The sequence below is a fragment of the Paraburkholderia sp. CHISQ3 genome (assembly GCF_030464945.1).
Taxonomy (GTDB): domain Bacteria; phylum Pseudomonadota; class Gammaproteobacteria; order Burkholderiales; family Burkholderiaceae; genus Paraburkholderia; species Paraburkholderia megapolitana.
On sequence record NZ_JALPRG010000010.1, the window covers coordinates 140,964 to 165,029 of the forward strand.

At 63.4% G+C, this 24,066-nt stretch carries 20 protein-coding genes; 10 read left to right on the forward strand and 10 right to left on the reverse strand.

The genetic code is table 11. From position 1 onward, the window contains the following. Nucleotides 1-38: 38 nt before the first annotated feature. The 3 genes from M0D65_RS23220 to M0D65_RS23230 all read right to left on the reverse strand — a co-directional run bounded on the left by M0D65_RS23220 (nt 39) and on the right by M0D65_RS23230 (nt 1,648). Entirely contained in the window at nt 39-296 is a 258-nt protein-coding gene (locus M0D65_RS23220) for a hypothetical protein (protein ID WP_007182306.1), read from the reverse strand. Between the two features lie 177 nt (nt 297-473). After that, nucleotides 474-743, reverse strand: a complete 270-nt coding sequence (locus tag M0D65_RS23225; protein ID WP_266254754.1) for a hypothetical protein — start codon at nt 741-743, stop codon at nt 474-476. Between the two features lie 248 nt (nt 744-991). After that, nucleotides 992-1,648, reverse strand: a complete 657-nt coding sequence (locus M0D65_RS23230) for a YdcF family protein (protein WP_266254755.1) — start codon at nt 1,646-1,648, stop codon at nt 992-994. 330 nt (nt 1,649-1,978) lie between these two features. On the opposite strand from M0D65_RS23230, the gene M0D65_RS23235 reads away from it, so the two are divergent. Continuing rightward, nucleotides 1,979-2,296, forward strand: a complete 318-nt coding sequence (locus tag M0D65_RS23235) for a hypothetical protein (protein WP_091016056.1) — start codon at nt 1,979-1,981, stop codon at nt 2,294-2,296. Nucleotides 2,297-2,430: 134 nt separating this feature from the next. Here M0D65_RS23235 and M0D65_RS23240 read toward each other — a convergent pair whose 3' ends face one another. Next, on the reverse strand, nt 2,431-2,691 hold the full coding sequence (locus M0D65_RS23240) for a hypothetical protein (protein WP_266254756.1): 261 nt from the start codon (nt 2,689-2,691) through the stop codon (nt 2,431-2,433). 310 nt (nt 2,692-3,001) lie between these two features. Continuing rightward, the gene (locus tag M0D65_RS23245; RefSeq protein ID WP_091016060.1) at nt 3,002-3,403 is read right to left on the reverse strand and encodes a transposase; all 402 of its coding nucleotides are present in this window, start codon (nt 3,401-3,403) and stop codon (nt 3,002-3,004) included. A gap of 412 nt (nt 3,404-3,815) precedes the next feature. On the opposite strand from M0D65_RS23245, the gene M0D65_RS23250 reads away from it, so the two are divergent. The 9 genes from M0D65_RS23250 (at nt 3,816) to truB (ending at nt 16,339) form a co-directional block, all read left to right on the forward strand. Further along, entirely contained in the window at nt 3,816-4,718 is a 903-nt protein-coding gene (locus M0D65_RS23250; protein ID WP_091016063.1) for a LysR family transcriptional regulator, read from the forward strand. A 106-nt stretch (nt 4,719-4,824) separates the two neighbouring features. Beyond that, nucleotides 4,825-6,024: a pyridoxal phosphate-dependent aminotransferase gene (locus tag M0D65_RS23255; protein ID WP_266254757.1), complete on the forward strand. Its 1,200-nt coding sequence runs from the start codon at nt 4,825-4,827 to the stop codon at nt 6,022-6,024. Nucleotides 6,025-6,420: 396 nt separating this feature from the next. Then, nucleotides 6,421-7,485, forward strand: coding sequence for an SMC-Scp complex subunit ScpB (gene scpB, locus M0D65_RS23260; RefSeq protein WP_266254758.1), 1,065 nt, complete (start codon nt 6,421-6,423; stop codon nt 7,483-7,485). 60 nt (nt 7,486-7,545) lie between these two features. After that, nucleotides 7,546-9,420, forward strand: a complete 1,875-nt coding sequence (rluB, locus tag M0D65_RS23265) for a 23S rRNA pseudouridine(2605) synthase RluB (protein ID WP_266254759.1) — start codon at nt 7,546-7,548, stop codon at nt 9,418-9,420. Nucleotides 9,421-9,907: 487 nt separating this feature from the next. Next, a complete protein-coding gene (rimP, locus tag M0D65_RS23270) occupies nt 9,908-10,366 on the forward strand; it encodes a ribosome maturation factor RimP (protein WP_091016071.1) in 459 nt (152 codons plus the stop codon). After that, entirely contained in the window at nt 10,363-11,838 is a 1,476-nt protein-coding gene (gene nusA / locus M0D65_RS23275) for a transcription termination factor NusA (protein WP_091016074.1), read from the forward strand. The genes rimP and nusA overlap by 4 nt, the downstream gene beginning before the upstream one ends. A gap of 94 nt (nt 11,839-11,932) precedes the next feature. Next, the gene (gene infB, locus M0D65_RS23280; RefSeq protein WP_091016077.1) at nt 11,933-14,842 is read left to right on the forward strand and encodes a translation initiation factor IF-2; all 2,910 of its coding nucleotides are present in this window, start codon (nt 11,933-11,935) and stop codon (nt 14,840-14,842) included. A 78-nt stretch (nt 14,843-14,920) separates the two neighbouring features. Beyond that, nucleotides 14,921-15,286, forward strand: coding sequence for a 30S ribosome-binding factor RbfA (gene rbfA / locus M0D65_RS23285; protein ID WP_091016080.1), 366 nt, complete (start codon nt 14,921-14,923; stop codon nt 15,284-15,286). 63 nt (nt 15,287-15,349) lie between these two features. Beyond that, complete coding sequence (truB, locus tag M0D65_RS23290) at nt 15,350-16,339, forward strand: tRNA pseudouridine(55) synthase TruB (protein ID WP_266254760.1); 990 nt, start codon at nt 15,350-15,352, stop codon at nt 16,337-16,339. Nucleotides 16,340-16,441: 102 nt separating this feature from the next. Here truB and M0D65_RS23295 read toward each other — a convergent pair whose 3' ends face one another. From M0D65_RS23295 to M0D65_RS23315, 5 genes are all read right to left on the reverse strand, one after another. Beyond that, nucleotides 16,442-17,821: an efflux transporter outer membrane subunit gene (locus tag M0D65_RS23295; protein ID WP_266254761.1), complete on the reverse strand. Its 1,380-nt coding sequence runs from the start codon at nt 17,819-17,821 to the stop codon at nt 16,442-16,444. Nucleotides 17,822-17,831: 10 nt separating this feature from the next. Beyond that, nucleotides 17,832-19,793: a macrolide ABC transporter ATP-binding protein/permease MacB gene (gene macB / locus M0D65_RS23300; RefSeq protein ID WP_266254762.1), complete on the reverse strand. Its 1,962-nt coding sequence runs from the start codon at nt 19,791-19,793 to the stop codon at nt 17,832-17,834. A 2-nt stretch (nt 19,794-19,795) separates the two neighbouring features. Next, nucleotides 19,796-20,995 carry an efflux RND transporter periplasmic adaptor subunit gene (locus M0D65_RS23305; protein ID WP_266254763.1) on the reverse strand — a complete coding sequence of 400 codons (1,200 nt, stop codon included), beginning with the start codon at nt 20,993-20,995 and terminating at the stop codon, nt 19,796-19,798. 234 nt (nt 20,996-21,229) lie between these two features. Beyond that, nucleotides 21,230-22,795 (reverse strand): DHA2 family efflux MFS transporter permease subunit, encoded by a 1,566-nt coding sequence (locus M0D65_RS23310; RefSeq protein ID WP_096719019.1) that lies wholly within the window; start codon nt 22,793-22,795, stop codon nt 21,230-21,232. Nucleotides 22,796-22,822: 27 nt separating this feature from the next. Next, nucleotides 22,823-24,031 carry an EmrA/EmrK family multidrug efflux transporter periplasmic adaptor subunit gene (locus M0D65_RS23315; RefSeq protein WP_266254764.1) on the reverse strand — a complete coding sequence of 403 codons (1,209 nt, stop codon included), beginning with the start codon at nt 24,029-24,031 and terminating at the stop codon, nt 22,823-22,825. Between the last annotated feature and the right edge of the window lie 35 nt (nt 24,032-24,066).

Consider the following 24,066-nt stretch of genomic DNA (forward strand, 5'->3'; position numbering starts at 1 on the left):
CAGGACGCGCTCGCGGACACCGGCGCCACACGCAAGAGTCAGTGCGTCGCCTGTGGGACATCGAGAATCAGGATGATGGTCCAGTCCGCGTCGCCGTCGTGATGGTATTGCCGCTCGGCAACGATAAACGGCTGCTGCTTGCCGTCCGGGCCGAGGAACAATACGTCGCCTTCCATCGGCAGGCATTCCACCGGCGGCAGCGCGAGGAACGCTTCCTGGCCGCCACGCGGCATGAGTTTTTCGATTTTCCGCGATGCGGCTTCGGTCCATTCGATGTCCAGCTGGATGTTGCTCATTCTGTCCTCCGCACCTGGGTGCGCACGGGTTGGGGTGGATGGGTGCGCGACTTTAGCATACCGGCGCGACGCGTCCCGCCAGAAATCCCGGCAAGAAAAAAGCCGAAACCAGCGTGACCGGTTTCGGCTTTTTTCGCGCTGGCGGCGCGATCCGAAGATGCGCGCTACACGAATCGATTACTGGCTTGCGGCATCGGCCGGCGCAGCTTTCTCTTTCATGGCCTTCTTGTGATGGTGCGTCATCGGCTTATGATGCTTTTCCTTTTCCATCGACATACCTTCCATCGATTGCTGCTGATGCGCCTGCAAGTCTTGCGCACGTTGCTCGACGTCGGCAGCCTTGGCCGGATCGGTGCTCACCGTGACGCCTTCACTGTCCGTCTGCGCATATGCAGCGCCCGACATCGCAGCAAGGGAGACCAGGATAGCCAGGGACACTTTCTTCATCGTTACCTCCGCAGGAGTGGTTAATGGACCCAAGGATGCCTGTCCAACCGGAAAGACACGTCATTCTAGCCAGCAAAATCCGCTCCAACAGACGATTCGTAACAGAATTCACAGACCGTTACATCTAGTTACATTCATCTTGCGCCTGTAACGACCGGCGATACCGGGTACCGGAGCCGCCGAATGATGCAAAATGAATTGCTGGTCGGTACAAAATGTATCGCAGGACTAAGCAAATTAACACCATCTCAAAACCAACCGATTTCGCGATAGACATGAAACTGTGCAATCCCGATCAGTTCATGCAGCGCGATCTCCGCGTTCACCAGATTGTCGTAGCGTGGCAGCACGCCGAGGTTCGCGTGACGGGCGTTCGATATCGCGGGCTGCGGTGTCAGGCCGAAGCGTCGAAAGTCGAGCAGGGCGCGTGGCATCTGGTAGGCGGACGTGACGAGGATCAGCGCGCTGTAATCCGCGCGTTTCACAATGTCCGTGACGAAGCGCGCGTTCTCATAGGTCGTGCGGCTGCGGTTTTCGAGCACGATGTCGGCGCGCGGTACCTGATCGCGCAGCAGCCACGGCAGGTACGTGTCGGCTTCCGATGCCGTGTGCCGTTGCGGATTGCCGCCGCTGACGATCACTGTGCAGCGGCGCGTCGCGACCTGTTTGCACTGTCGGTAGAGCGCGGCGCTCGTTACGATGCGCAGAAACGCATCGTGCTTCGGCACCAGCGTGCCCTGGTTATCGTATTCGGTGCCGCTGCCGAGCATGATGATCGCCGTATCTGGCGAGAAATTTGCAGAGGCGGCAGAGGGAATATCGGCTTGTGCCCAGGCGAGCAACGGGGCGGTCAACCAGCCTGCGGCGAGCAGCCAGAACAGCAAGATTCCCGCCACGGCGAGCATGATCCGCTGTCGTCGCCTTAGCACGATTGCAGCAAAAAAAAGCGCCAATAAAGTGAATAGAATCAATTTAAATGGGGTAACGTATGGTTTTCAGGGCAAATCCACGCTCTTGCCATCGCACCGGAACGGTTGCATCGTCGGCACGTGGAGAGGACGCTAACATGTCGTTCATACGGGGATCCTGAAGAGTCGGCAGCACCTGGCGCGAGACGGCGCCGTCGAACGTCGCAAGACGACTGTTCGCAATGGCTCCGCGCTGGCGCCTTAACGGCGGCGCGTTGCGGTATCGCGCAAAACTGAGTCATGGCTGCACTTTAAGAAAGAAGTGAGATGACCACGCATTCCAACGAAACGGTACTTGAAGCGTTGCGTCGGGCGCAATACCGTCAGGTCCCGTGGGCCAGACGTCCCGGCGTTTTCGAATATCTGCGTTCGCTCGGCCTGATGGAAACGGTCCGGCAGCGTACGGTGGCGCCAGCCCCCGGTTTTCATGCGCCGGTCGACATAGCCGTGCTGACCGAGCGAGGGCGGGCCGAGTTCGCACGGCTCGCACGCGACGAGCGATCCATGACCTGGGACACCCTGCGCATGAACGACTACGTCGTTGCGAGCGAAGTACGTGCCGCCGATCTGGAAGCGCGCCTCTAGGGCCAGCCAAAAAAAAGCCCGTATCGCGAAGATACGGGCTTACCGGATTACTACTGCCACGCTGTGCTTATGGCGTTAATGAGACTGACGTGCGCGCAGGTGGTTCCCGGCTTTGCTCCAGTAATCTCTCGTCCCTACTGCCGCGGCAGCGTATTGTTGCGCACATTACGCGCAGGCGGATCTGGCCGCGTGTGAGCGTTGCTCGCGATATCGCCGCGCAGATCCCCGCGCGGTACCGGCGGTGTAAATCCCTTCTGCTGCTGTCCGCCTGACCGTTGAGCGGCCAGCGCGCGTCCGTCCTTTGCGCCCCAGCCCGAAGGGCGTTCCTGTGCTGCGGCGATGGCGACAATGGATGAAACCACAATGCCGCACAGAAGCAGGGACATTGGTTTCATATCGGCTCCCGTCAAGCCAGACGACCTGGGTGTATTGACATACGTCTACGGTATGCCCGGGAGCGAAAGCGCGGTGTAAATAATAGTAAAAGGATGTTTCGTCAGCGGCTGAAGAAGCGTCCGCGTGTGGATCGCGGTCGCGCCGACGGAAACACATCGCGTACCAGTGCGATGAATGACGGACGTGTGGCCGTCTGCAGAATATCGCGTAACACAACGCGCGATGTGGCTGCTACGTGGTCAACCCGGGCCAACGCAGCGCAGATACGCATCGGGCGCCCGAAGGCGCCCGATAGCGGAGCAATCTGCGTCAGGCCATCTTGACCGGCGCGCGCCAGGATTCCGGATTGGTCCAGAATGCACCGCGCAGGCGATCGCGGCTCGGCGGTGCCGGCGGCTTCGCTGCCGTGGCGCCGATGCGCCCACGCAGCGAAACTTCGCGGCCGCTCGTGCCGAGTCGTTTGACTATTTCGGTGAGCGTGCCGTCGGCCTGCCACTCGTCGAAGCGGCGACGGCAAGTCGGCGGCGACGGGTAGCGACCGGGAAGCTTGGACCAGCCTTCACCCGTCGACAGCACCCACAGCACCGCGTTGACTACCGCCCGAGCTTCCACGCGAGGACGTCCGCGCCGTTCGCTCCGTGCGGGTTCCGCACAGAACAGCGCTTCGACCAGCGCCCACTCGTTGTCTCGTAAATCGTCGAACAGCATCATGTTTCACCTCAGCGAAGCTAACTCCGGTGCGCTGCCCCGCGCCGCGCACTCTTGATGCACCCGTCAAACGAGTGCCAGGCGGGGTCGGGCTTGCCACGGCGGTTGGTATGCAATCGAACCGAAGATGGTGCCGACCCTGTGGCACACCTCAATGCAGGAAGTGTGCCACTCTGCTGCCAACCCCCTCAAAGCCCTCTAGCGTCAGGCCAGCGCAGGCGCTAGCCAGGGGCGTATAAGAATCCAAAAAACCCATCCCGCAAATCAGGACAATCACCAATCTTGTGCAATCAGTCCCGCCTGGCGTGCGTTTGCGCCTTATTGCCGCACCTATGAGGCCATGCTGAAATCAATACTGTGTCGCGAAAGAAACAATACAATGTGCATCAAATGACTAGATTGATGAGAGCGCTAAATGAATGTGACGCTGCGCCAGTTGCGTGTGTTTATCGAAGTGTCGCGGCTACAGAGCTTCAGCCGTGCCGGTGACGAAATCGGTTTGACGCAGTCGGCGGTGAGTCGCTGCGTGCGCGAGCTGGAGACGGAAATCGGCCTGAAGCTGATCGACCGGACGACCCGTGAGGTCCAGCTGACGGACGTCGGCGCGAATCTCGTCGCGAGTGTGTCGCGCCTTTTGACCGACCTCGACGACACGTTGCGCGAGATTCGCGAGATCGGCGAGCAGCGTCGCGGGCGGGTGGTCGTGGCGGCGAGCCCGACGATCGCCTGCCGTCTTATGCCGCAGATCGTGGCCGGTTGCGGCCAGCAGTTTCCGTTCATCACGCTGGGCCTGCGCGACGACGTGCAGAGCGACGTGATTCGCAAGGTGAAATCCGGCGAGGTCGATTTCGGCGTGGTGATCGGCCCGTTCACGACCGACGACCTGCTGAGCGAGCCGCTGATGACCGACTCCTTTTGCGTTGTCTGCCGCGCGGATCACCGGCTTGCGGCACAACCGCAGGTGGCGTGGACGGATCTGGAAGGAGAGCGGCTCGTGATGCTGGATTACGCGTCCGGCAGCCGGCCGATCATCGATGCTGCGATGGACGAGCATGGCGTAAGCGCGACCGTCGTCCAGGAGCTAGGCCATTCGGCGACGGTATTCGGGCTGGTCGAAGCGGGTGTGGGAATCAGCGTGCTGCCGTGGCTCGCGCTGCCGCTGCCTGCGGAGGTATCGCTGGTCGCCCGCCCGCTCGTGCCGCGCGCCGAGCGTACCGTCGAGCTGGTGCGGCGGCGCGACCGGTCGCTGTCGCCGGCGGCCGAGGCGGTGTGGGGGCTGATCCGCCAGTCGCCCGCGCGCGCCGAGGACCTGCGCTGAGCGGGCGCGCTGTACCCGTCGATGCACAGCCGCGAGCGTTCTCGTAGCAACGCATGCCACGTTAAACTCGGACATGCGCATTTCCCCCACGACACCGGATGTATCGATGAGCGAATCAGACCTGCCGCAGCCCCTTTTATCGAATGCACGTGACGCCGTGCGCGCGTTGCGCCCCTCCCAGATTCGCGAAGTCGCGAACGCCGGTTTCGGTATCGCCGACGTGCTGCCGTTCTGGTTCGGCGAGTCGGACCGGGTGACGCCGCAATTCATCCGCGATGCCGCCAGCAATGCGCTCGCCACGGGCGCGACGTTCTACACGCATAACCTCGGCATCGCGCCGCTGCGCGAGGCGCTCGCCGGATACGTGAGCTCGCTGCACGGCCCGACCACGGTCGACAACATCGCGGTGACGAGCGCCGGCGTCAACGCGCTGATGCTGGCCGCACAGCTCGTGGTCGGCGCGGGAGACCGGGTCGTCGCGGTGACGCCGCTGTGGCCGAATCTTGTGGAAATTCCGAAGATCCTCGGTGCCCACGTCGAGACTGTGGCGCTCGGTTATGGTGCGCAGGGCTGGACACTCGATCTCGACCGGCTGCTGGCGGCGCTAACGCCCCAGACGAAGCTCCTGATGCTGAATTCCCCGAACAACCCGACCGGCTGGGTGATGAGTCGCGACCAGCAACGCACGGTTCTCGAGCATTGCCGGCGGCACGGCATCTGGATCGTCGCCGACGAGGTCTACGAGCGGCTCTATTACGCCGATCCGGCGGCGCGCACTGCGCCGTCTTTCCTCGATCTCGCGGCGCGCGACGAACGCGTGATCTGTGTCAACTCGTTCTCGAAGGCCTGGCTGATGACCGGCTGGCGACTCGGCTGGATCGTCGCGCCTGCCGCATTGATGGACGATCTGGCGAAGCTCGTCGAGTACAACACGTCGTGCGCGCCGGCGTTCGTGCAGCAAGCGGGTATCGCCGCCGTGCAGCAGGGCGAGGGCTTCGCGCAGGAACTGGCCGGCGAACTGCGCGGTGCGCGCGATCATCTGGTGCAGGCGCTCGGTGCGCTGCCGGGCGTCGACGTGAAGGCGCCGCCGGGGGCGATGTACGTGTTCTTTTCGCTGCCTGGCGCGGCGCGCAGTCTTGAGCTGTGCAAGGCGCTGGTGCGTGAAGTCGGCCTCGGTCTCGCACCGGGTAGTGCGTTCGGTCCGGAGGGCGAGGGCTTTGTTCGCTGGTGCTACGCATGCGATCCGCATCGGCTGGACGCCGGCGTCGAGCGGCTGCAGCGCTTTCTGAGCCAGCACGGCGGGTAGGCGGACAGCGCCTCTGGCCCGGTGCGCGTGCCTTCGGCGCAGCTGTATGGCTGCTGCCGGGGCACTGCCGGGCCGTCGCGAAGCCATGTGTGGGTTTCTCCCCCGGGCTGTCGTCGCGGGCGTGCGCTGGGTTTTCGTCGGGTTTTCGTCTTTACGCACTGTCTGTTTTTGCGTAAGATGGCGCTCAGTCACGCGATTCCCTCCCGGGACATCGCTGCTCCGTCCGGCTGGGTCTGGCTCGGGTCTGTTTGGATGACCTGATTCGCCGCCCCCCGGTGCGTGCTCCCATCAATATGACCGATCAGAATCGGGCGAGCGCGTCTTCAGTTCCATATCGTCTGTTTCGTCTGGTTGATCCGGTTCTTTGAGCCTAACCATAAGGTCTGATCTGGCTGCATGAATACCCAAGAGGCGAAGATCGTCCTCGAGACTGCCTTGATCTGTGCGCAGGAGCCGCTGAAGCTCGCCGACTTGCGCAAGCTCTTTGCTGACGGCGTGTCGGCAGATACGGTTCGAACGTTGCTCGAAGACCTGAAACAGGAGTGGTCGGGGCGCGGTGTTGAACTGGTGGGCCTTGCGTCCGGCTGGCGTTTCCAGAGCAAGCCGGCAATGCGTTCGTATCTGGATCGTCTGCATCCCGAGAAGCCGCCGAAATATTCGCGCGCGGTGCTCGAGACGCTGGCGATCGTCGCTTACCGGCAACCGGTGACACGCGGAGATATCGAAGAAATTCGCGGTGTGACGGTGAATACGCAGGTCGTCAAGCAACTCGAGGATCGCGGCTGGATCGAGGTGATCGGTCATCGCGATGTGCCGGGACGCCCGGCGCTGTATGCGACCACGCGGCAATTTCTCGACGACCTCGGTCTGAAGGCGCTCGACGAATTACCGCCGCTGGACGATCCGTCGGCGCAATTGAATATCGACTTGCTGGCCCAGCATTCAATCGAATTTGCCGACGGCGAAGTTCCGGCGACAGCCGGTTCCGCGGGCGAAGCCGAAGTGGCTGTGGCAACGGGGCTTGAAGAGGCCGGCGAGCATGCACCGCTCGACGCTGCCGATATCAGCGTCGAGACGCCGCCCAATGCTGAAGCTGCTGAAGCCGCACTCGAGCACGAGCCTGCCGCTGCGGCGCACGACGCAAACATTGAATCGCTGGCCGAACCGCAGGGCGACGCATCGACGTCTGCAAGCGAGTCCGAACCGGCATCCGCACATCCGGTCGATACCGGCGCTGCCGCAGCGGAAACCGCCGGCACCGCAAGCGACAGTAGCAACACCAGCGAGGCAGAAGCCGATCCGGCTCCGCCCGCAACCGGCTCGACCGCGCTTTCCGAAGCGGAGCACGCGGACCAGGCGGACACGAGCGATGTGGCGCATGACGATCCTGAGGATCGCCGGGCTGCCGCTCACGACGACGGCGTATTGACCGACGACGAGGCTGCCTCGCGCAGCGCCTGACGTAACCGAACTTTTTTGCCGCGCCCGCAATGGGCGCGCGACCTGACACTCGAGGTTGTTTTGACACGTACCCACGATACCGACTCGTCCGAAGCAGAGCACGCTGTGCCTTCCGCGCGCCCCGACGAAACGCAACCGCAGCAGACTGCTGCTGCCGGAAACGAGCCCACGGCGCAGACCCCGGACGCAGACGGTGAAGACCGTCCGCGCCGCGGTCTGCGTCGCGGGCCGCGCAGCCTGATCGCGCGGCGCCGCGCCGGCGCGAAAGCGAAGAATGCCGATGGCGCGCAGACGGTACAGCCGGCGCCCGTCGTGACGGAAGCGCCGCCGGACGGCGTCGTCGTCGCGCAGGTGCGCATGCCGCGCAAGGACCCGGGTGCAAAAGGCCCACGTCGCAATAGCGCCGGCAATGCGAATGCCAATGGCGGCGGCAAGCGTGGTGAGCCGCGCGGCGACGCGCCGCGTGAAGGCGGCGCGCGGCAGAATCGCCGCGGCGACGCAGCAACGGCAGCGGCAGCGCCCACAGCAGCCGACGCCACGCCTGACGACCTGTTCTCCTACGTAACTTCGCCGGCGTTCGATGCCGATAACAGCACGACTGGCGGCGTACGCGCGCCGATGCTGCGGCGCGGCCGCGAGCAGGCTCCCAAGCGCGTGCTGTCGCCGGACGACGACGCACCGAAACTGCACAAGGTGCTCGCGGAAGCGGGCATGGGTTCGCGCCGCGAGATGGAAGAACTGATCGTCGCTGGCCGTGTGTCGGTCAACGGCGAGCCGGCGCATATCGGCCAGCGGATCATGCCGACCGACCAGGTTCGCATCAACGGCAAGCCGGTCAAGCGCAAGCTGCAGAACAAGCCGCCGCGCGTGCTGCTGTACCACAAGCCGACCGGCGAAATCGTCAGCCATGCCGATCCGGAAGGTCGTCCGTCGGTGTTCGACAAATTGCCGCCGATGAAAACCGCCAAGTGGCTCGCGGTCGGCCGGCTCGATTTCAATACCGAAGGTCTGCTGATGCTGACCACCTCGGGCGATCTCGCGAACCGCTTCATGCACCCGCGCTACAGCGTCGAGCGTGAATACGCGGTACGGGTGGTCGGTGAGCTGGCTGAAGGTTCGCGGCAAAAACTGCTGCACGGCGTCGAACTCGACGACGGTCCGGCGAATTTCCTGCGCATCCGCGACGGCGGCGGCGAAGGCACCAACCACTGGTATCACGTCGCGCTGGCCGAAGGCCGCAATCGCGAAGTGCGCCGGATGTTCGAAGCGGTCGGCCTGATGGTGAGCCGCCTGATCCGTACGCGGCATGGCCCGATCCAGTTGCCGCGCGGTCTTAAGCGCGGCCGCTGGGAAGAGCTCGAAGACAACCAGGTGCGCAGCCTGCTGGCATCGGTGGGTCTCAAGGCGCCGGCCGAAGAGAAGGGTGGTCGCAACGCGGCGCCTGAGCGCCGTCAACCCGATCCGATGCAGACGTCGATGGGCTTCATTCACCGCGAGCCGGTGCTGATGTCGCACGGTCGCTTCGATCAGCAGACGCCGCGCGGCGGACGTCCTCAAGGGCGCCGTGGCGCCGCCACCGGTGGTTTCGGTGCGGCCGGCGGGGGTGCGGGTTCTGGCCTCGGCGGTGGGTTTGGCGGCAACCGGGGCGGCAGCCGCGGCAATGCGGCGGGTAACGGGATGAGCGGTGGGATGGGCGGCGGTGGCGGTAATCCGGGTAACCGCGGCGCCCGTGGTGACGTCGACGGCAATCGTGCGCCGACTGGCAACGGTAACCGGGCAGGTGCCCGCACCGGTGGTAATCCGGCTGGCCCCCGTCCGCAGGGCGCTAATCGCGGCGGCCCTGGCGGCGGTCGTGCTGGCGGTGGCAACCCGAATGCGGGCGGCAATCACGGCGGTCCGCGCGGTACACCGCGTAACCGCACCCGCGGCCGCTAGACGCCGCCGGGGCTGCGATTTTTTCCGGCAGTCGATTTGACGGGTTTAGCCGGGTTTTCGTCCCGGCCCGGCAGCCGGGAACCCCAGGCGGTAGTCTCGCCAGCGACTTGCGCAGCGCCAGCAGGCGCGCCCCGTAACGAGGGGCGGCGATCTTCGCACAGACCGGGTGCAAGTCACGCGGCAGCGCGCAAGATTCCCCTGAAATCGAGCGGTGACGGGCGTCGGAAGGCGTCCCGCAGATTGCGTTCGGGCATGGAAAAGGCTACAATCGCAAAGTCGCTGGGCGTGCGGCTTTTCATGTGCGGCTCAGATGCGACCACCGGCAACAAGATTTTGGGCGTTCAGCCCATTTTTTTTTGGCGCCGCAGTTCAGTGTGGTTCGGCATCTCGGGTAGCACCACGTGCGCCGGCTTGGCGCGCAGCCCGCGAGGTGTGAGGTGGTCGCAGGGTCGCAGAGGCTTACCGCGCGAACATCTTAGAGGGCATTGTGCAACTGACGGAACTGATAGAAACCACGGTCTCGGGTCTCGGCTACGAGCTCGTCGATATCGAGCGCACCGGGCGCGGCATGTTGGCCATTTTCATCGACCAACCCGCCGGCATCGCGATTGAAGATTGCGAAAAGGTCACGCGTCAGCTCCAGCACGTTTTGACGGTCGAAAACATCGATTACGAGCGGCTCGAAGTATCGTCGCCGGGTCTCGACCGCCCGCTGAAAAAACTGGCGGATTTCGAGCGCTTCGCAGGCAGCGAAGCGGTGATCACATTGAAAAAGCCATTGGACGGACGGAAAACGTACCGGGGCATCGTGCATGCGCCCGAAGGCGAAACGATCGGTCTGGAATTTGAAGGGAAGGAAGGCGCCGCGATGCTCGATTTCACGCTCGCGGATATCGATAAGGCACGCCTCATCCCCAAAGTTGACTTTAGGAGCCGCAAACAATGAGTCGCGAAGTGTTGATGCTGGTGGATGCGCTGGCACGCGAGAAGAACGTCGACAAGGACGTCGTATTTGCCGCACTCGAGGCAGCCCTCGCTTCGGCCTCCAAGAAACTCTTCGAGGAAGACGCAGATATCCGCGTCCACATCGACCGTGAAAGCGGCGAGCACGAAACCTATCGCCGCTGGCGTGTGGTGCCGGACGAAGCGGGGCTGCAGGAGCCGGATCAGGAAATCCTGCAGTTCGAAGCGATCGAGCAGAAGCCCGATGCACAGATCGACGACTACATCGAAGAACCGGTACCGTCCATCGAATTCGGCCGTATCGGCGCGCAGGCCGCCAAGCAGGTGATCCTGCAGAAGGTGCGCGACGCGGAGCGCGAGCAGATCCTCAACGATTTCCTCGAGCGCGGCGAAAACATCATGACCGGTACGGTCAAGCGTCTCGACAAGGGCAACTTCATCGTCGAATCGGGCCGTGTCGAAGCGCTGCTGCGCCGCGACCAGCTGATTCCGAAGGAAAACCTGCGCGTCGGCGACCGTGTGCGTGCGTACATCGGCAAGGTCGATCGCACCGCGCGCGGCCCGCAAATCGAGCTGTCGCGTACCGCGCCCGAATTCCTGATGAAGCTGTTCGAAATGGAAGTGCCGGAAATCGAGCAGGGCCTGCTGGAAATCAAGGCCGCTGCACGCGATCCTGGCGTGCGGGCAAAGATCGGTGTGGTCGCCTACGACAAGCGGATCGACCCGATCGGTACCTGCGTCGGTATTCGTGGTTCGCGGGTACAGGCTGTGCGCAATGAGCTCGGTGGCGAAAACGTCGACATCGTGCTATGGTCGGAAGATCCCGCCCAGTTCGTGATCGGCGCGCTCGCGCCGGCAGCTGTCCAGTCGATTGTCGTCGATGAAGAGAAGCATTCGATGGACGTCGTCGTCGACGAAACCGAACTGGCGGTCGCAATCGGCCGTAGCGGCCAGAACGTGCGTCTTGCCAGCGAGCTTACCGGCTGGCAGATCAACATCATGACGCCGGACGAATCTGCGCAAAAGCAGAATCAGGAGCGTGGTCTTCTGCGCGACCTGTTCATGGCGCGTCTCGATGTCGACGAAGAAGTCGCCGACATCCTGATCGACGAGGGCTTCACGAGCCTCGAAGAGATCGCTTATGTGCCGCTCAACGAAATGCTCGAGATCGAGGCCTTCGACGAAGACACCGTGCACGAGCTGCGTAACCGCTCGCGTGACGCGTTGCTGACGTTGGCGATTGCGAATGAAGAAAAGGTCGAGAATGTCGCGCTCGACTTGAAGAGCCTTGACGGTATGGATGCCGACCTGCTCGCGAAGCTGGCCGAACATCAGATCCAGACGCGCGACGAGCTGGCAGAACTGGCTGTAGACGAGTTGGTCGAGATGACCAGCATCGAAGAGGAAGCCGCAAAGGCACTGATCATGAAAGCACGTGAACACTGGTTCCAGTGAGAAATGACCATGGCCCACTAAATTGAACGCGGTCGCGAGGCCGCACAAACCGATGCTAACCGCAAGGAATCGGTCCTTGCACTAAGAGGAATGAATGGCGAGTAACAACGTAGCCCAATTTGCCGCGGAACTGAAAATGCCTGCCGGCGTGCTGCTCGAGCAGCTGCAGGCGGCGGGCGTCACAAAAGCGAACGAAGACGACACCTTGTCCGAGACGGACAAGGCGCGTCTGCTCGACCACTTGCGTAAGTCTCACGGCTCGACTGATGCAGACAAGCGCAAGATCACGCTGACGAAACGGCATACGTCGGAGATCAAGCAGTCCGATTCGACGGGTAAGGCTCGCACCATTCAGGTCGAAGTGCGCAAGAAGCGCACCTTCGTCCGCCGCGATGAAGCGGCCGAGCAAGGAGCGGATGCATCGGTTCAGGTGGCTGAAGCCGACGAGGCAGAACTGCAACGCCGCGAGGAAGAAGCGCGTCACGAAGCCGAGCTGCTCGAAAAGCAGGCGCTGGAGCTGAAGGAGCGCCAGGAACGCCTCGAGCGCGAAGAAGCCGAGCGTCGTGCCCGCGAAGAAGCGGCAGAAGCCGAACGTCGCCGTGCCGAAGAAGAAGCGGCCAAGAAGCGTTCGGCTGCCGATACCGCCGCTGCGCACGAAGTCGCGGCGCAGGCCGTCGTGGCCGAAACGCGCGAAGCTGAGCCTGCTGAGCAGGAAGACGAACAACGCGCCGCCGCTGAGCGTGCCGCACAACGCGAAGCCGCGAAGAAGGCGGAAGACGCCGCACGCGAAGCATCGGAAAAGACCCGCGCCGAGCAGCAGGAAGTGTCGCGTCGCCGTGCCGCTGCAGAAGCCGAAGCACGTGCGATTCGCGAAATGATGAGCACACCGCGCAAGGTGCCGGTGAAGGCGCCGGAACCGGTCGCCGCGAAGCCGGTCGAGCCGCCGAAGGCTGCGGAAGCCAAGGGCACGCTGCACAAGCCGGCGCGTCCGCCGGGCGAGGACAAGCCGCGTCCGGTTGCGAAGAAAACGACTACGACGACCACGACGACGGCTGCACCGTCCACGACCGCTGGCGACAAGAAGAAGCCGGGCGGCAAGGGCGGCTGGCAGGACGACGCAGCGAAGCGCCGCGGCATCAAGACGCGCGGCGATACGAGCGGCGGCGTCGATCGCGGCTGGCGCGGCGGCCCGAAGGGGCGCGGCAAGCATCAGGACGCGAACACGACGTTCCAGGCGCCGGTCGAACCGATCGTCCGCGAAGTGCACGTGCCGGAAACCATTACGGTGGCCGATCTCGCGCACAAGATGGCCGTCAAGGCTTCGGAAGTCATCAAGGTGATGATGAAGCTCGGCCAGATGGTGACGATCAACCAGATGCTGGACCAGGAAACGGCGATGATCATCGTCGAGGAACTGGGTCACCACGCGGTTGCCGCGAAGCTGGACGATCCGGAAGCGATGCTGGTCGAAGGTGAAACCACCGACGCCGAACTGCTGCCGCGTCCGCCGGTCGTGACCGTGATGGGCCACGTCGACCACGGCAAGACCTCGCTGCTCGACTACATCCGTCGTGCCAAGGTGGCCGCGGGCGAAGCGGGCGGGATTACGCAGCACATCGGCGCCTATCACGTCGAAACGCCGCGCGGTGTCATTACGTTCCTCGATACGCCGGGCCACGAAGCGTTCACGGCCATGCGTGCCCGCGGTGCGAAAGCAACCGACATCGTGATTCTGGTGGTCGCCGCCGACGACGGCGTGATGCCGCAAACCAAGGAAGCGATTGCCCACGCGAAGGCTGGCGGCGTACCGCTCGTCGTCGCGATCAACAAGATCGACAAGCCGGATGCCAATACGGATCGCGTGAAGCAGGAACTCGTCGCGGAAGGCGTCGTGCCGGAAGAATACGGTGGCGAATCGCCGTTCGTGCCGGTGTCGGCGAAAACCGGCGCGGGCATCGACGATCTGCTCGAACAGGTCCTGTTGCAGGCCGAAGTGCTGGAACTGAAGGCACCGATCGATGCGCCGGCCAAGGGTCTCGTCATCGAAGCGAAGCTCGACAAGGGTAAGGGTCCGGTGGCTACGATCCTCGTCCAGTCGGGTACGCTGAACCGCGGCGACGTGGTGCTGGCAGGTAGCGCTTACGGTCGCGTGCGAGCCATGCTCGACGAAACCGGCAAGCCGACCAAGTCGGCGGGTCCGTCCATCCCTGTTGAAATTCAGGGTCTGTCGGAAGTGCCGCAGGCGGGCGAAGAAGTCATCGTCATGCCGGACGACCGCAAGGCACGTGAAGTCGCACTGTTCCGTCAAGGCAAGTTCCGCGACGTCAAGCTGGCGAAGCAGCAGGCCGCGAAGCTCGAGAACATGCTGGAGCAGATGAGCGAAGGCGAAGTGCAATACCTGCCGCTTATCGTCAAGGCCGACGTGCAGGGTTCGCAGGAAGCGCTCGTGCAATCGCTGCAAAAACTGTCTACCGACGAAGTGCGCGTACAGATCGTGCACGGCGCGGTGGGCGGCATCAGCGAAAACGACGTCAACCTCGCAACCGCTTCGAAGGCCGTCATCATCGGCTTCAACACCCGCGCGGATGCGCAGGCGCGCAAGCTGGCCGAAGCGAACGGTATCGATATCCGCTACTACAACATCATCTATGACGCTGTGGATGAAGTGAAGGCGGCGATGTCGGGCATGCTCTCGCCGGAGAAGCGCGAAGTCGTCACCGGGATGGTCGAAGTGCGTCAGGTCTTCAAGGTACCGAAGATCGGCGCAGTGGCCGGCTGTATGGTCACGGACGGTTTCGTCAAGCGCACGTCGTCGGTACGCGTGCTGCGCGACAACGTCGTGATCCACACCGGCGAGCTCGATTCGCTGAAGCGCTTCAAGGACGACGTGAAGGAAGTGCGTCAGGGCTTCGAGTGCGGGATGTCGATCAAGAACTTCAACGACATCCAGGAAGGCGACCAGTTCGAAGTCTTCGAGGTCACGGAAGTCGCGCGTACGCTGTAACGACTGCGCAAGACACACCGGGCGGAGCGGGCGCTTGCCCGGCTCCGCCCGTTTTGTTTTTGTGCCTACGGATTCACCATGCCAAAAAAACGTTCTTCTCCCAATCGCAATGTGCAGATCGCGGATCAGATCCAGCGCGATCTGTCCGAACTGATGCGCGAGGTCAAAGACCCGCGTATCGGCCTTGTCACGATCCAGAGCGTCGAGCTGACGCCGGACTACGCGCACGCGAAGATCTTCTTCACGACGCTGACGGGCGACCCGCAGCAGACGCTGGAAGCGCTCAATCACGCTGCGGGCCATCTGCATAACCAGTTGTTCAAGCGCCTGCACATTCACACCGTGCCGACGCTGCATTTCCACTACGACAAGACGGTCGAGCAGGCGGTGGAGATGTCGCGCCTGATCGACCAGGCGAATGCTGACCGCGCGAAAGACGATTGAGCGGACTGTTTCCCCTGAACTTCTGAACGACGGCCGCCCGGCGGCCGGATCTGGCTTCTCAAGATGAATGGACCTGAACGTGCTGGACGTGGACCTGAGCGTCCTCGCGTGCCGCGGCGTGTGCTCGACGGCGTGCTGCTGCTCGACAAGCCGCTCGGACTGTCGAGCAACGACGCGCTGATTCGCGCAAAGCGCCTCTATCTGGCGAAGAAGGCCGGTCACACCGGCACCCTCGACCCGCTCGCCTCGGGCCTGCTGCCGCTCTGCTTCGGCGAGGCCACGAAATTCTCCCAGGATCTGCTCGAAGCCGACAAGACCTATGAGGCGACGATGCGGCTCGGCATCCGCACGACCACGGGCGACGCGGAAGGCGAAACGCTGGAGACGCGCGACGTTGCGTGCGACGAACCGGCGGTACTCAAAGCACTGGCAGGTTTTCGCGGCGATATCGTGCAGGTGCCACCGATGTATTCAGCGCTCAAGCGCGACGGCAAGCCGTTGTACGAATACGCGCGGGCGGGGCAGGTGGTTGAGCGCGAAGCGCGGCCGGTCACGATCCATGTGCTGGAATTGCTCGCGTGTGCGTTGCCCGACGTGACGTTTCGCGTGACCTGCAGCAAGGGGACCTACGTTCGCACGCTCGCCGAAGACATCGGCGAGGCGCTCGGCTGCGGCGCACATCTGGTTGCGTTGCGGCGTACGGCGGTCGGCGCGCTGACGCTCGAACATGCGGTGACGCTCGACGCGTTGTCCGATGCCGACGCAAGCGCACGCGATGCGTGGCTGCAACCGGTCGATGCATTGCTGTCGACGTTTCCCGCCGTTTACCTCGATGAAGAATCCGCGCGGCGCTTTTTGCATGGCCAGCGCTTGCGTCTGAGCGAGTTACCGCAGGCCAGTAACACTGCTGTGGCGTCGTCGGAGTCTGCGTTGAATCTTCCTCCCGACCTTCCACGTGTGCGCGTCTACACAGATGGCAAGCGACTACTCGGCGTCGCGAAGATGATCGATGGCGTGCTGGCGCCGGACCGGCTGGTCGTCACGGCGAGCTAAGGCGACGGCGTGCTGCAGTTGATCGCGGCGCGTCGATGATCTCGAAAGCGTCCCGAATCGCCACCTTGTGCAAGGTATCCAGCACACCGCCGAGCCACGCGCTCAATCCACGCCCCCACCAAGCGCCTTGTACAGGTTCATCTGATTGTTGAGCCGGTTCAACTGATTCAGCGCGAGCGTGCTTTGCGCGTCGCGCAAACGCTGCTGCTGGTCGAGCCACGGCTGCACACCGGTCGCACCCGCCTTGAAGCGCGAACGCGCCAGCGTTTCCGCCCGCTGCGCCTGTGCGAGCGACAGCGTTCGCTGTTCCGCCTCCTGATCGAGCTGCACACGCTTCGATAACGCATTCTCCACTTCGCTCAACGCGCCATAGAGCTTCTGACGGAAGTTGACGACCGCTTCCTCGTACTGTGTTTTCGACACCTTGATCTGCAACTGCATCGTGTTCCACTGGATGAACGGCAGCGTGAGGCCGAGGCCGAGTGTGGCGACCGGATTCTGCAGCACGCGCTCGAGGCTTGCACTCGACGTGCCGAGCGAGCCGGTCAGCGAGAACGTCGGATAGAAACTGGTCCGTGTGATCTCGACATTCGCGAGCGACTCGCGCAGCCGGAACTCGCTGGCACGCAGGTCCGGCCGACGACCGAGCACGTCGGCGGGCAGGCCGGCCTGTACACCAGGTAGCGGCTGGTCGGGCAGCGTGTTCGGTTCTGCGGCGACGCTCTGCGGCGGGCGGTCAAAGAGGATGGCGAGCGCATTGCGGCTCTCGGTGCGCTGCTGGATCAATTGAGTTTGCGCGGCGCGCTGTGCCGACAGATTCTGTTCTGCCTGCGCGACGTCGAGCCCCGACACCGCACCCGCGGCGTAGCGCGACCGGACGAGCGCGAGCGTCTGCTCTGCATACGCGATGTTGGCATCGCCGAGCGCGATCTGCTGGTTCAGATAACCGGTCTGCCAGTAGAGCGACGCCGTCGTGCCGATCAGCGTCAACCGGACCGCTTCACGATCGGCAACGGTTGCTTCCACCTCCCAGCGCGCGACACTGCGTTGCGCCGCGAGCTTGCCCCATAGATCGAGCTCGTAACTGAGCGAGCCGGTCAGGTTGCTCGCCCGGTTTTCCTGATGAGTATCGAGCGTGCGCGAGACGTTACCGTTCGCGCCGAGCGTGACGTTGGGCGTGAGATTCGTATCGCTCAGTCCGGCCTGAAGCTGTGCGCGATACACGCGAATTGCCGCCGCGGCGAGATCGTTGTTGGTCTTCAGCGCATCCTCGATCAACCCGTCGAGTACGGGGTCGCCGAAGCTGTGCCACCAGAGCGCAGGCGCCGGTGCAGCCGCGGAGGAAACGGGCGAGTTCCAGTGCGCGGGCATGTCGACAGGCGGCAGCGCCTCGCCACGCGTATTCGCGCAACCGGATAGCACGGCCACCGCGCAGGCGAGCGCGAGGGCGGTGCGCTGAAAATGGATTGTCGGGATCGTCATGCGAAACCCCTCAATCGCGCGCAAGCGCATCGATCGGATCGAGGCGCGACGCGTTGCGCGCCGGCATGAAGCCGAACACGATGCCGATAAGCGTCGAGCACAGGAAGGCGGAGACGATCGACGTGGCGGAGAACACCATTTTCCATTGACTGACAAAGAGAGAGAACAGGAAGCTCATACCGAACGACAGTACGATGCCGATTGCGCCGCCCATCAGACAGACCAGCACGGCTTCGACGAGGAACTGCTGCATGATGTCGGTCTGGCGCGCGCCCACAGCCATGCGGATGCCGATCTCGCGCGTGCGCTCGGTGACCGACACCAGCATGATGTTCATCACGCCGATCCCACCCACCACGAGCGAGATCACCGCGATCAGCGACAGCAGCAGCGTGAGCGACTGGCCGGTTTTCGCGACCGTCTTCACGACGCTGTCCATGTTGTAGGTGAAAAAATCCTGGCGGCCGTGGCGTTGTTTCAGCAGTTTCGTGAGGCTTTGTTCTGCCGCATTGCTCGGCTGGCCGTCGCGCACCCGCACGGTGATGCTGTCGAGATACTGCTGGCCGAACAGCCGTCCGCTCGCGGTGGTGTAGGGCACCCAGACGTTGAGGCTCTTCACGTCGCCGAACGCGCTCTTTTTTTCTGCGGCGATGCCGATCACGACACACGGCAGGTTGTCGATCAGGATCACTTCGCCGAGCGGGCTCGGGTTCTTGCCGAACAGCTTGCGCCGCGTGTTCTGATCGATCACGGCCACCTGAGCCTGACGGCGTACCTCGTCGGGCCCGAAGCCGATGCCTTGCGCCATCTTCATGCCGCGCACCTGGAAGAAGCTCGCACCGACACCGCTGATCAGCGCATTGACGTCGACGTTCCGGTGGCGCAGCAGCAGGCTGCGCGAGGTCTCGGGCGTCGCGCTGTCGATGTAATGCTGTTCGCCGAGCGCGGCGACGTCGGCGGGCACGAGCGTCTGGATCGAGCTTGCGTTGGTATCGCCCCAGTCTTTGCCCGGATAGATGTTGATCGTGTTGGTGCCGATGGCGCCGATCTCGTCGAGCATGTAGCGCTTCGCCCCTTCGCCGATCGCGACGATCGACACCACCGACGTGATACCGATGATGATGCCGAGCATCGTCAGCAGCGTGCGTAACCGGTGCGAGACCAGCGCGATCCACGCCATCTTGAACGCCTCGGTGAAGCGACCAAAGCCTGCGGATAGCCGGCGCGCGTGGCGCGCTGCGGTGCCCGTTCCGGCTTCGTCCGGTCCATCGTTCTCCACGGCGCGCACGTTGCGGCGATCGCGAACGATTTCGCCGTCGCTGATCTCGATGATGCGCCGCGCGTGCGCAGCCACGCTTTCGTCGTGCGTGACGATGATGATGGTATGACCGAGCGCGTTCAGTTCGCGCAGGATGCGGATCACGTCCTGACCGCTCTTCGTATCAAGCGCGCCTGTCGGTTCGTCGGCGAGGATCACTTCGCCGCCGTTCGTCAACGCACGGGCGATACTCACGCGTTGCTGCTGGCCGCCCGATAACTGGCTCGGCCGATGTTCGGCGCGCTCGGCAAGCCCGAGACGCGCGAGCAGGTGCGCCGCTCGTTCGCGCCGCTCGGCATGCGTGCTGCCGGCGTAGACGGCGGGCATTTCGACATTGCCCGCGGCGGTGAGGTGCGGCAGCAGGTGGTAGCGCTGGAAGATGAAACCGAAGTGCTCGCGACGCAACTGCGCGAGTTCGTCACCGGTCAACTCGCCGGTTTCGCGTCCGCCGACCCGATAGCTGCCTTCGCTCGGATGATCGAGGCAGCCGAGGATGTTCATCAGCGTCGACTTTCCCGAGCCCGATGCACCGATGATCGCAACGATCTCACCCGCCTCGATGGAGAGGTTGACGTCCTTCAGCACCACGACGTCCTTGTCGCCCGCGGGGAACCGACGCGTGACGTTGGTCAGTTGCAGCAACGGTTGCGGCATCGTCAGTTCACCACGTCGGATGCCGTGGCTCCGGCCCCGGCCATATCGGAGCCTTCACCGATGATCACACGCTCGCCTTCCTTGAGGCCCGACAGCACTTCCACGTTGACGTTGTTGTTGATGCCGGTGCGTACCTTGCGGGTGTCGACCCGGTTGTCGCGGTCGAGGACCCGCACCGGGTAGGTGCCGTCCTTGTTCTTGTCGCCGAGTGCCGCAACCGGGATGTTGAGCGCACTGGATGCGGTGCCGAGCAGCACATTGACCTGCGCCGTCATCGAGATGCGCAGCAGGTGGCCAGGATTGGGCACTTCGAACAGCGCGTTGTAGAACACCGCCGCGTTCGGTTTCGACGAGCCGCCGCCCATGCCGCCCAGACCGCTTTGCGAGTCGGCGAAGTTTTGTGGTGCAGGCTCGACCGCGCGCAGCTTGCCGTAATAGCGCTTGTCAGCCTCGCCGAGGATGGTGAAGTACGCGGTCTGGCCAGGATGGATGCGGATCACGTCCGCTTCCGATACCTGTGCCTTTACCGTCATCGTGTCGAGGTCGGCGAGCTTGAGGATCACGGGCGCCTGTTGTTGCGCGATCACGGTCTGGCCTTCCTGCGTCACGATCGCGACCACTTCGCCGTCCATCGGCGCGACGATCCGCGTATAGCCGAGGTTCGCCTGAGCGGTCTCGATCTGGATGCGCGCGGCGCGGATCTGCGCATCGAACGACGCGATGCTTGCACGCTGAACGCCGAGATTGGCCTGCGCGGTTTCGTAGTCCTGCCGCGAGGTGGAGTCGTCGGGCAGCATCTGCTGCTGGCGCTTGAACGCGAGTTCCGCCTGGACCAGCTGGGCCGCCGCCGAGCGTTTCTGCGCGACCAGATTCTGTTCATTCGCCTCGGCCTGACGCAGTGCGTTCTCGGAGATGACGGGGTCGATCTCCGCGAGCCACTGGTTCTTCGTCACCTTGTCGCCGAGCTTGACCTTGAGCGACTTCAACTGCCCCGACACCTGCGCACCGACGTCCACCTGCCTGAACGCCTGCAACGTGCCGGTGGCGAGCACGGCATTCTCCAGATTCGTGCGGCCGACCTTTGCGGTCAGGTATTGCGGACCCTTGTCCCCGGCGAAGAAATGCAGGCAAAGCCCGGCAAGCAGGATCAGCGCGGCAATACCGGCCACGGCGCCGATCCAGCGGCGTTGGTTCTTTTTCATGGGAGAGCGGGTGGCAGGTCGTAAGGTAATTGCAAACGGCCTATTGGAATACGAACTGACCCGGCAGTTCAACGGGACATACAAAACTCATCAATTCTTAGACACTTCTTCACAACTTGACCGATGTCGGGCGTGAGTTCGACGGCCACTCGCAACAACAGATCAAGAAATGAAAACGACCGCTGCAGGAGCGAGCGGCCGATTGATTGACTGGTCTTGCGTTTCAGCTACGCATCAATGCGCCGCCGATGCGGCCGCCCCGGCATCACCGCCGCCCGAGCGATCAGGTCGCGTGATCCAGATCAATCCGACCAGCGCGACGAAAATGCCGGCCGAAATATAGAAGATATCGTTCACGCCGAGCTGCGCAGCCTGTTGCGTCACCATCGAATTGAACAGCCCATGCGCCTGTTGCTGGCTCAAGCCCGCGTTTTGCATCTGCTGCATCGATTGGGCGAAGACCGGGTTGTACCGGGACGCCTGTTCGGTCAGTTGCGCGTGATGCAGGACGGTGCGGTGATCCCATGCAGTCTGGAAGATCGACGTACCGATACCGCCGCACATGATCCGCACGAAGTTCGATAGCCCCGATGCCGCCGGAATCCGGTTGCCGGGCAGCCCGGACAACGTGATCGACACGAGCGGAATGAAGAAGCCGGCCATGCCGATGCCCTGGATCAACGTAGGCAGCAACAGCGAAAACTCGTCGACGCCGGTCGTATAGCGCGAGCGCATCCAGAAGATCAGCGCGAAGATCAGGAACGACGCCGTGGCGATATAGCGCGGATCGGTGCGCGGCAGGATCTTGCCGGTGAGCGGCGAGAGTATGACCGCGAAGATACCGACGGGCGCCATCACGAGGCCGGCATCGGTGGCGGTGTAGCCGATATCGGTTTGCAGCCATAGCGGCAGCAGCACGAGATTGCCGAAGTACAGCCCGTAGCCGATCGACAGTGCGACCGTACCACCCGTGAAATTACGCAGCTTGAACAGCGACAGGTCGACGACCGGATGTTCCGCGGTCAGCTCCCAGACGATGAAGAACGCGAGCGCGATCACGGCTGTGAGCGCGAGCACGACGACGGTCGTCGACGAGAACCAGTCGAGGTCCTTGCCTTTGTCGAGCATGACCTGCAACGAGCCGACCCAGATGATCAGCAGCGAGAGACCGACACCGTCGATCGGCGCCTTCTTCACGACCGAGTCGCGGTTACGGAAGATCATCCACGTCGCGAGCGCGGCGACTGCGCCGACCGGGATGTTCACGTAGAAGATCCACGGCCACGAGATGTTGTCCGAGATCCAGCCGCCCAGAATCGGCCCTGCGACCGGCGCGATCAGCGTGGTCATCGCCCACATCGAGAGCGCCATCGGCGCCTTGGCGCGCGGATAACTTGCGAGCAACAGCGTTTGCGACAGCGGGATCATCGGGCCGGCTACCGCGCCTTGCAGCACGCGCGACGCGAGCAGAAAGGGCAGGGTGGGCGCGAGGCCGCACATCCACGACGAGATCACGAACAGCACGATCGACGCCATGAAGAGACGCACCTGGCCGATGCGATCGGTGAGCCAGCCAGTGAGCGGCACCGAGATCGCGTTGGCTACCGCGAACGAGGTGATCACCCACGTGCCCTGGTCCGACGACACACCGAGGTCACCGGAGATAGACGGGATCGATACGTTCGCGATCGACGTATCGAGCACGTTCATGAAAACGGCAAGCGACACCGCGATGGTGCCGATCACCAGTTGCGCACCCTCTAGCGGCGGATGAGGGACTTGCGCCTGAGCTTGAGCCATTCGAAAAACCTTGCGTTGATGCGCCGCTTACATCGGCTTGGCAGTGGTTTTTGGTGTCGTGCCGGCGCTCTGGCCTGCATTGGCTGCGATGATGCGGGCGATTTCGGCATCGGCCTGGTCGCCGTACTTCGCGAACACGTCGGTCTGATAGACCGTGTTCTTCGCGTTGCTGAGTTCGCTGCCCGAGTCGTCCTTGATGTCCACGTCGACCTGCATCGACAGGCCGATACGCAGCGGATGTTTCTCGAGTTGCTGCGGATCGATCTCGACACGCACCGGCAGACGCTGCACGACCTTGATCCAGTTACCCGTCGCGTTCTGCGCGGGCAGCAGCGAGAACGCCGAACCCGTACCCGCCGAGAAGCCGACCACCTTGCCTTGATACTTGACCGACGAACCGTACACGTCCGCCGTCAGTTCGACCGGCTGGCCGATACGGATGTGTCGCAGCTGCACTTCCTTGAAGTTCGCGTCGACCCACACGGAGTTCAGCGGCACGACTGCCATCAGCGGGTTGCCCGGCGACACGCGCTGGCCGACCTGCACCGAGCGCTTCGCCACATAACCGTCGACCGGCGCGGGCAGCGTATTGCGCGCGTTCGCGAGGTACGCGTCGCGCACCTTGGCGGCGGCGGCCAGCACGTTCGGGTGATCGGTGACTGTTGTGTTCGCAGTGAGCGCGCGGTTCGATGCGAGCTGTTGCTGTGCGGCGTCGAGTGCAGCCTGCGCGCTCTTCACCGAGTCGCGTGCGTGCGAGATTTCTTCCTGCGATACCGCGCCGGTCTGTGCGACCGTCATGCGCCGGCGCAGATCGTCCTGGGCACGCGACAGATCGGACTGGCGGACCGCGACCTGGGCTTCGTACTGGCTGTCGTCGGCGAACAGGCCGCGCACCTGGCGCACCGTCTGCGCAAGCTGCGCTTCGGCTTGTTCCAGCGCGACGCGTGCATCGGCCGGGTCGAGCACGACGATCGGATCGCCGGCCTTCACAGTCTGCGTGTCGTCGGCGTTCACCGCGATGACGGTGCCCGTCACCTGCGGCGTGATCTGTACGACGTTGCCGTTTACGTAGGCGTCGTCCGTGCCTTCATGGAAGCGCGCGACGAGGAAGTAATACAGGCCGTACGCAATCGCGGCGATCAGGATCACGATGACAAGCAACGTCATCATCCGCTTGCGTTTGCCGTTGTTGTTCGCCGCTTGTGTGCTGGCGGCGGGTTGCTGAGGGGTGCTCATGGATGGGCTCCGGGTTCTCTCAATCTTTGTCGTTC

What these genes read in the sequence shown, in the direction of transcription:
- M0D65_RS23220 (WP_007182306.1), bottom strand. Translation starts at nt 296, where the DNA reads ATGAGCAACATCCAGCTGGACATCGAATGGACCGAAGCCGCATCGCGG.
- M0D65_RS23225 (WP_266254754.1), bottom strand. Translation starts at nt 743, where the DNA reads ATGAAGAAAGTGTCCCTGGCTATCCTGGTCTCCCTTGCTGCGATGTCG.
- M0D65_RS23230 (WP_266254755.1), bottom strand. Translation starts at nt 1,648, where the DNA reads ATGCTCGCCGTGGCGGGAATCTTGCTGTTCTGGCTGCTCGCCGCAGGC.
- M0D65_RS23235 (WP_091016056.1), top strand. Translation starts at nt 1,979, where the DNA reads ATGACCACGCATTCCAACGAAACGGTACTTGAAGCGTTGCGTCGGGCG.
- M0D65_RS23240 (WP_266254756.1), bottom strand. Translation starts at nt 2,691, where the DNA reads ATGAAACCAATGTCCCTGCTTCTGTGCGGCATTGTGGTTTCATCCATT.
- M0D65_RS23245 (WP_091016060.1), bottom strand. Translation starts at nt 3,403, where the DNA reads ATGATGCTGTTCGACGATTTACGAGACAACGAGTGGGCGCTGGTCGAA.
- M0D65_RS23250 (WP_091016063.1), top strand. Translation starts at nt 3,816, where the DNA reads ATGAATGTGACGCTGCGCCAGTTGCGTGTGTTTATCGAAGTGTCGCGG.
- M0D65_RS23255 (WP_266254757.1), top strand. Translation starts at nt 4,825, where the DNA reads ATGAGCGAATCAGACCTGCCGCAGCCCCTTTTATCGAATGCACGTGAC.
- scpB (WP_266254758.1), top strand. Translation starts at nt 6,421, where the DNA reads ATGAATACCCAAGAGGCGAAGATCGTCCTCGAGACTGCCTTGATCTGT.
- nusA (WP_091016074.1), top strand. Translation starts at nt 10,363, where the DNA reads ATGAGTCGCGAAGTGTTGATGCTGGTGGATGCGCTGGCACGCGAGAAG.
- infB (WP_091016077.1), top strand. Translation starts at nt 11,933, where the DNA reads ATGGCGAGTAACAACGTAGCCCAATTTGCCGCGGAACTGAAAATGCCT.
- rbfA (WP_091016080.1), top strand. Translation starts at nt 14,921, where the DNA reads ATGCCAAAAAAACGTTCTTCTCCCAATCGCAATGTGCAGATCGCGGAT.
- truB (WP_266254760.1), top strand. Translation starts at nt 15,350, where the DNA reads ATGAATGGACCTGAACGTGCTGGACGTGGACCTGAGCGTCCTCGCGTG.
- M0D65_RS23295 (WP_266254761.1), bottom strand. Translation starts at nt 17,821, where the DNA reads ATGACGATCCCGACAATCCATTTTCAGCGCACCGCCCTCGCGCTCGCC.
- macB (WP_266254762.1), bottom strand. Translation starts at nt 19,793, where the DNA reads ATGCCGCAACCGTTGCTGCAACTGACCAACGTCACGCGTCGGTTCCCC.
- M0D65_RS23305 (WP_266254763.1), bottom strand. Translation starts at nt 20,995, where the DNA reads ATGAAAAAGAACCAACGCCGCTGGATCGGCGCCGTGGCCGGTATTGCC.
- M0D65_RS23310 (WP_096719019.1), bottom strand. Translation starts at nt 22,795, where the DNA reads ATGGCTCAAGCTCAGGCGCAAGTCCCTCATCCGCCGCTAGAGGGTGCG.
- M0D65_RS23315 (WP_266254764.1), bottom strand. Translation starts at nt 24,031, where the DNA reads ATGAGCACCCCTCAGCAACCCGCCGCCAGCACACAAGCGGCGAACAAC.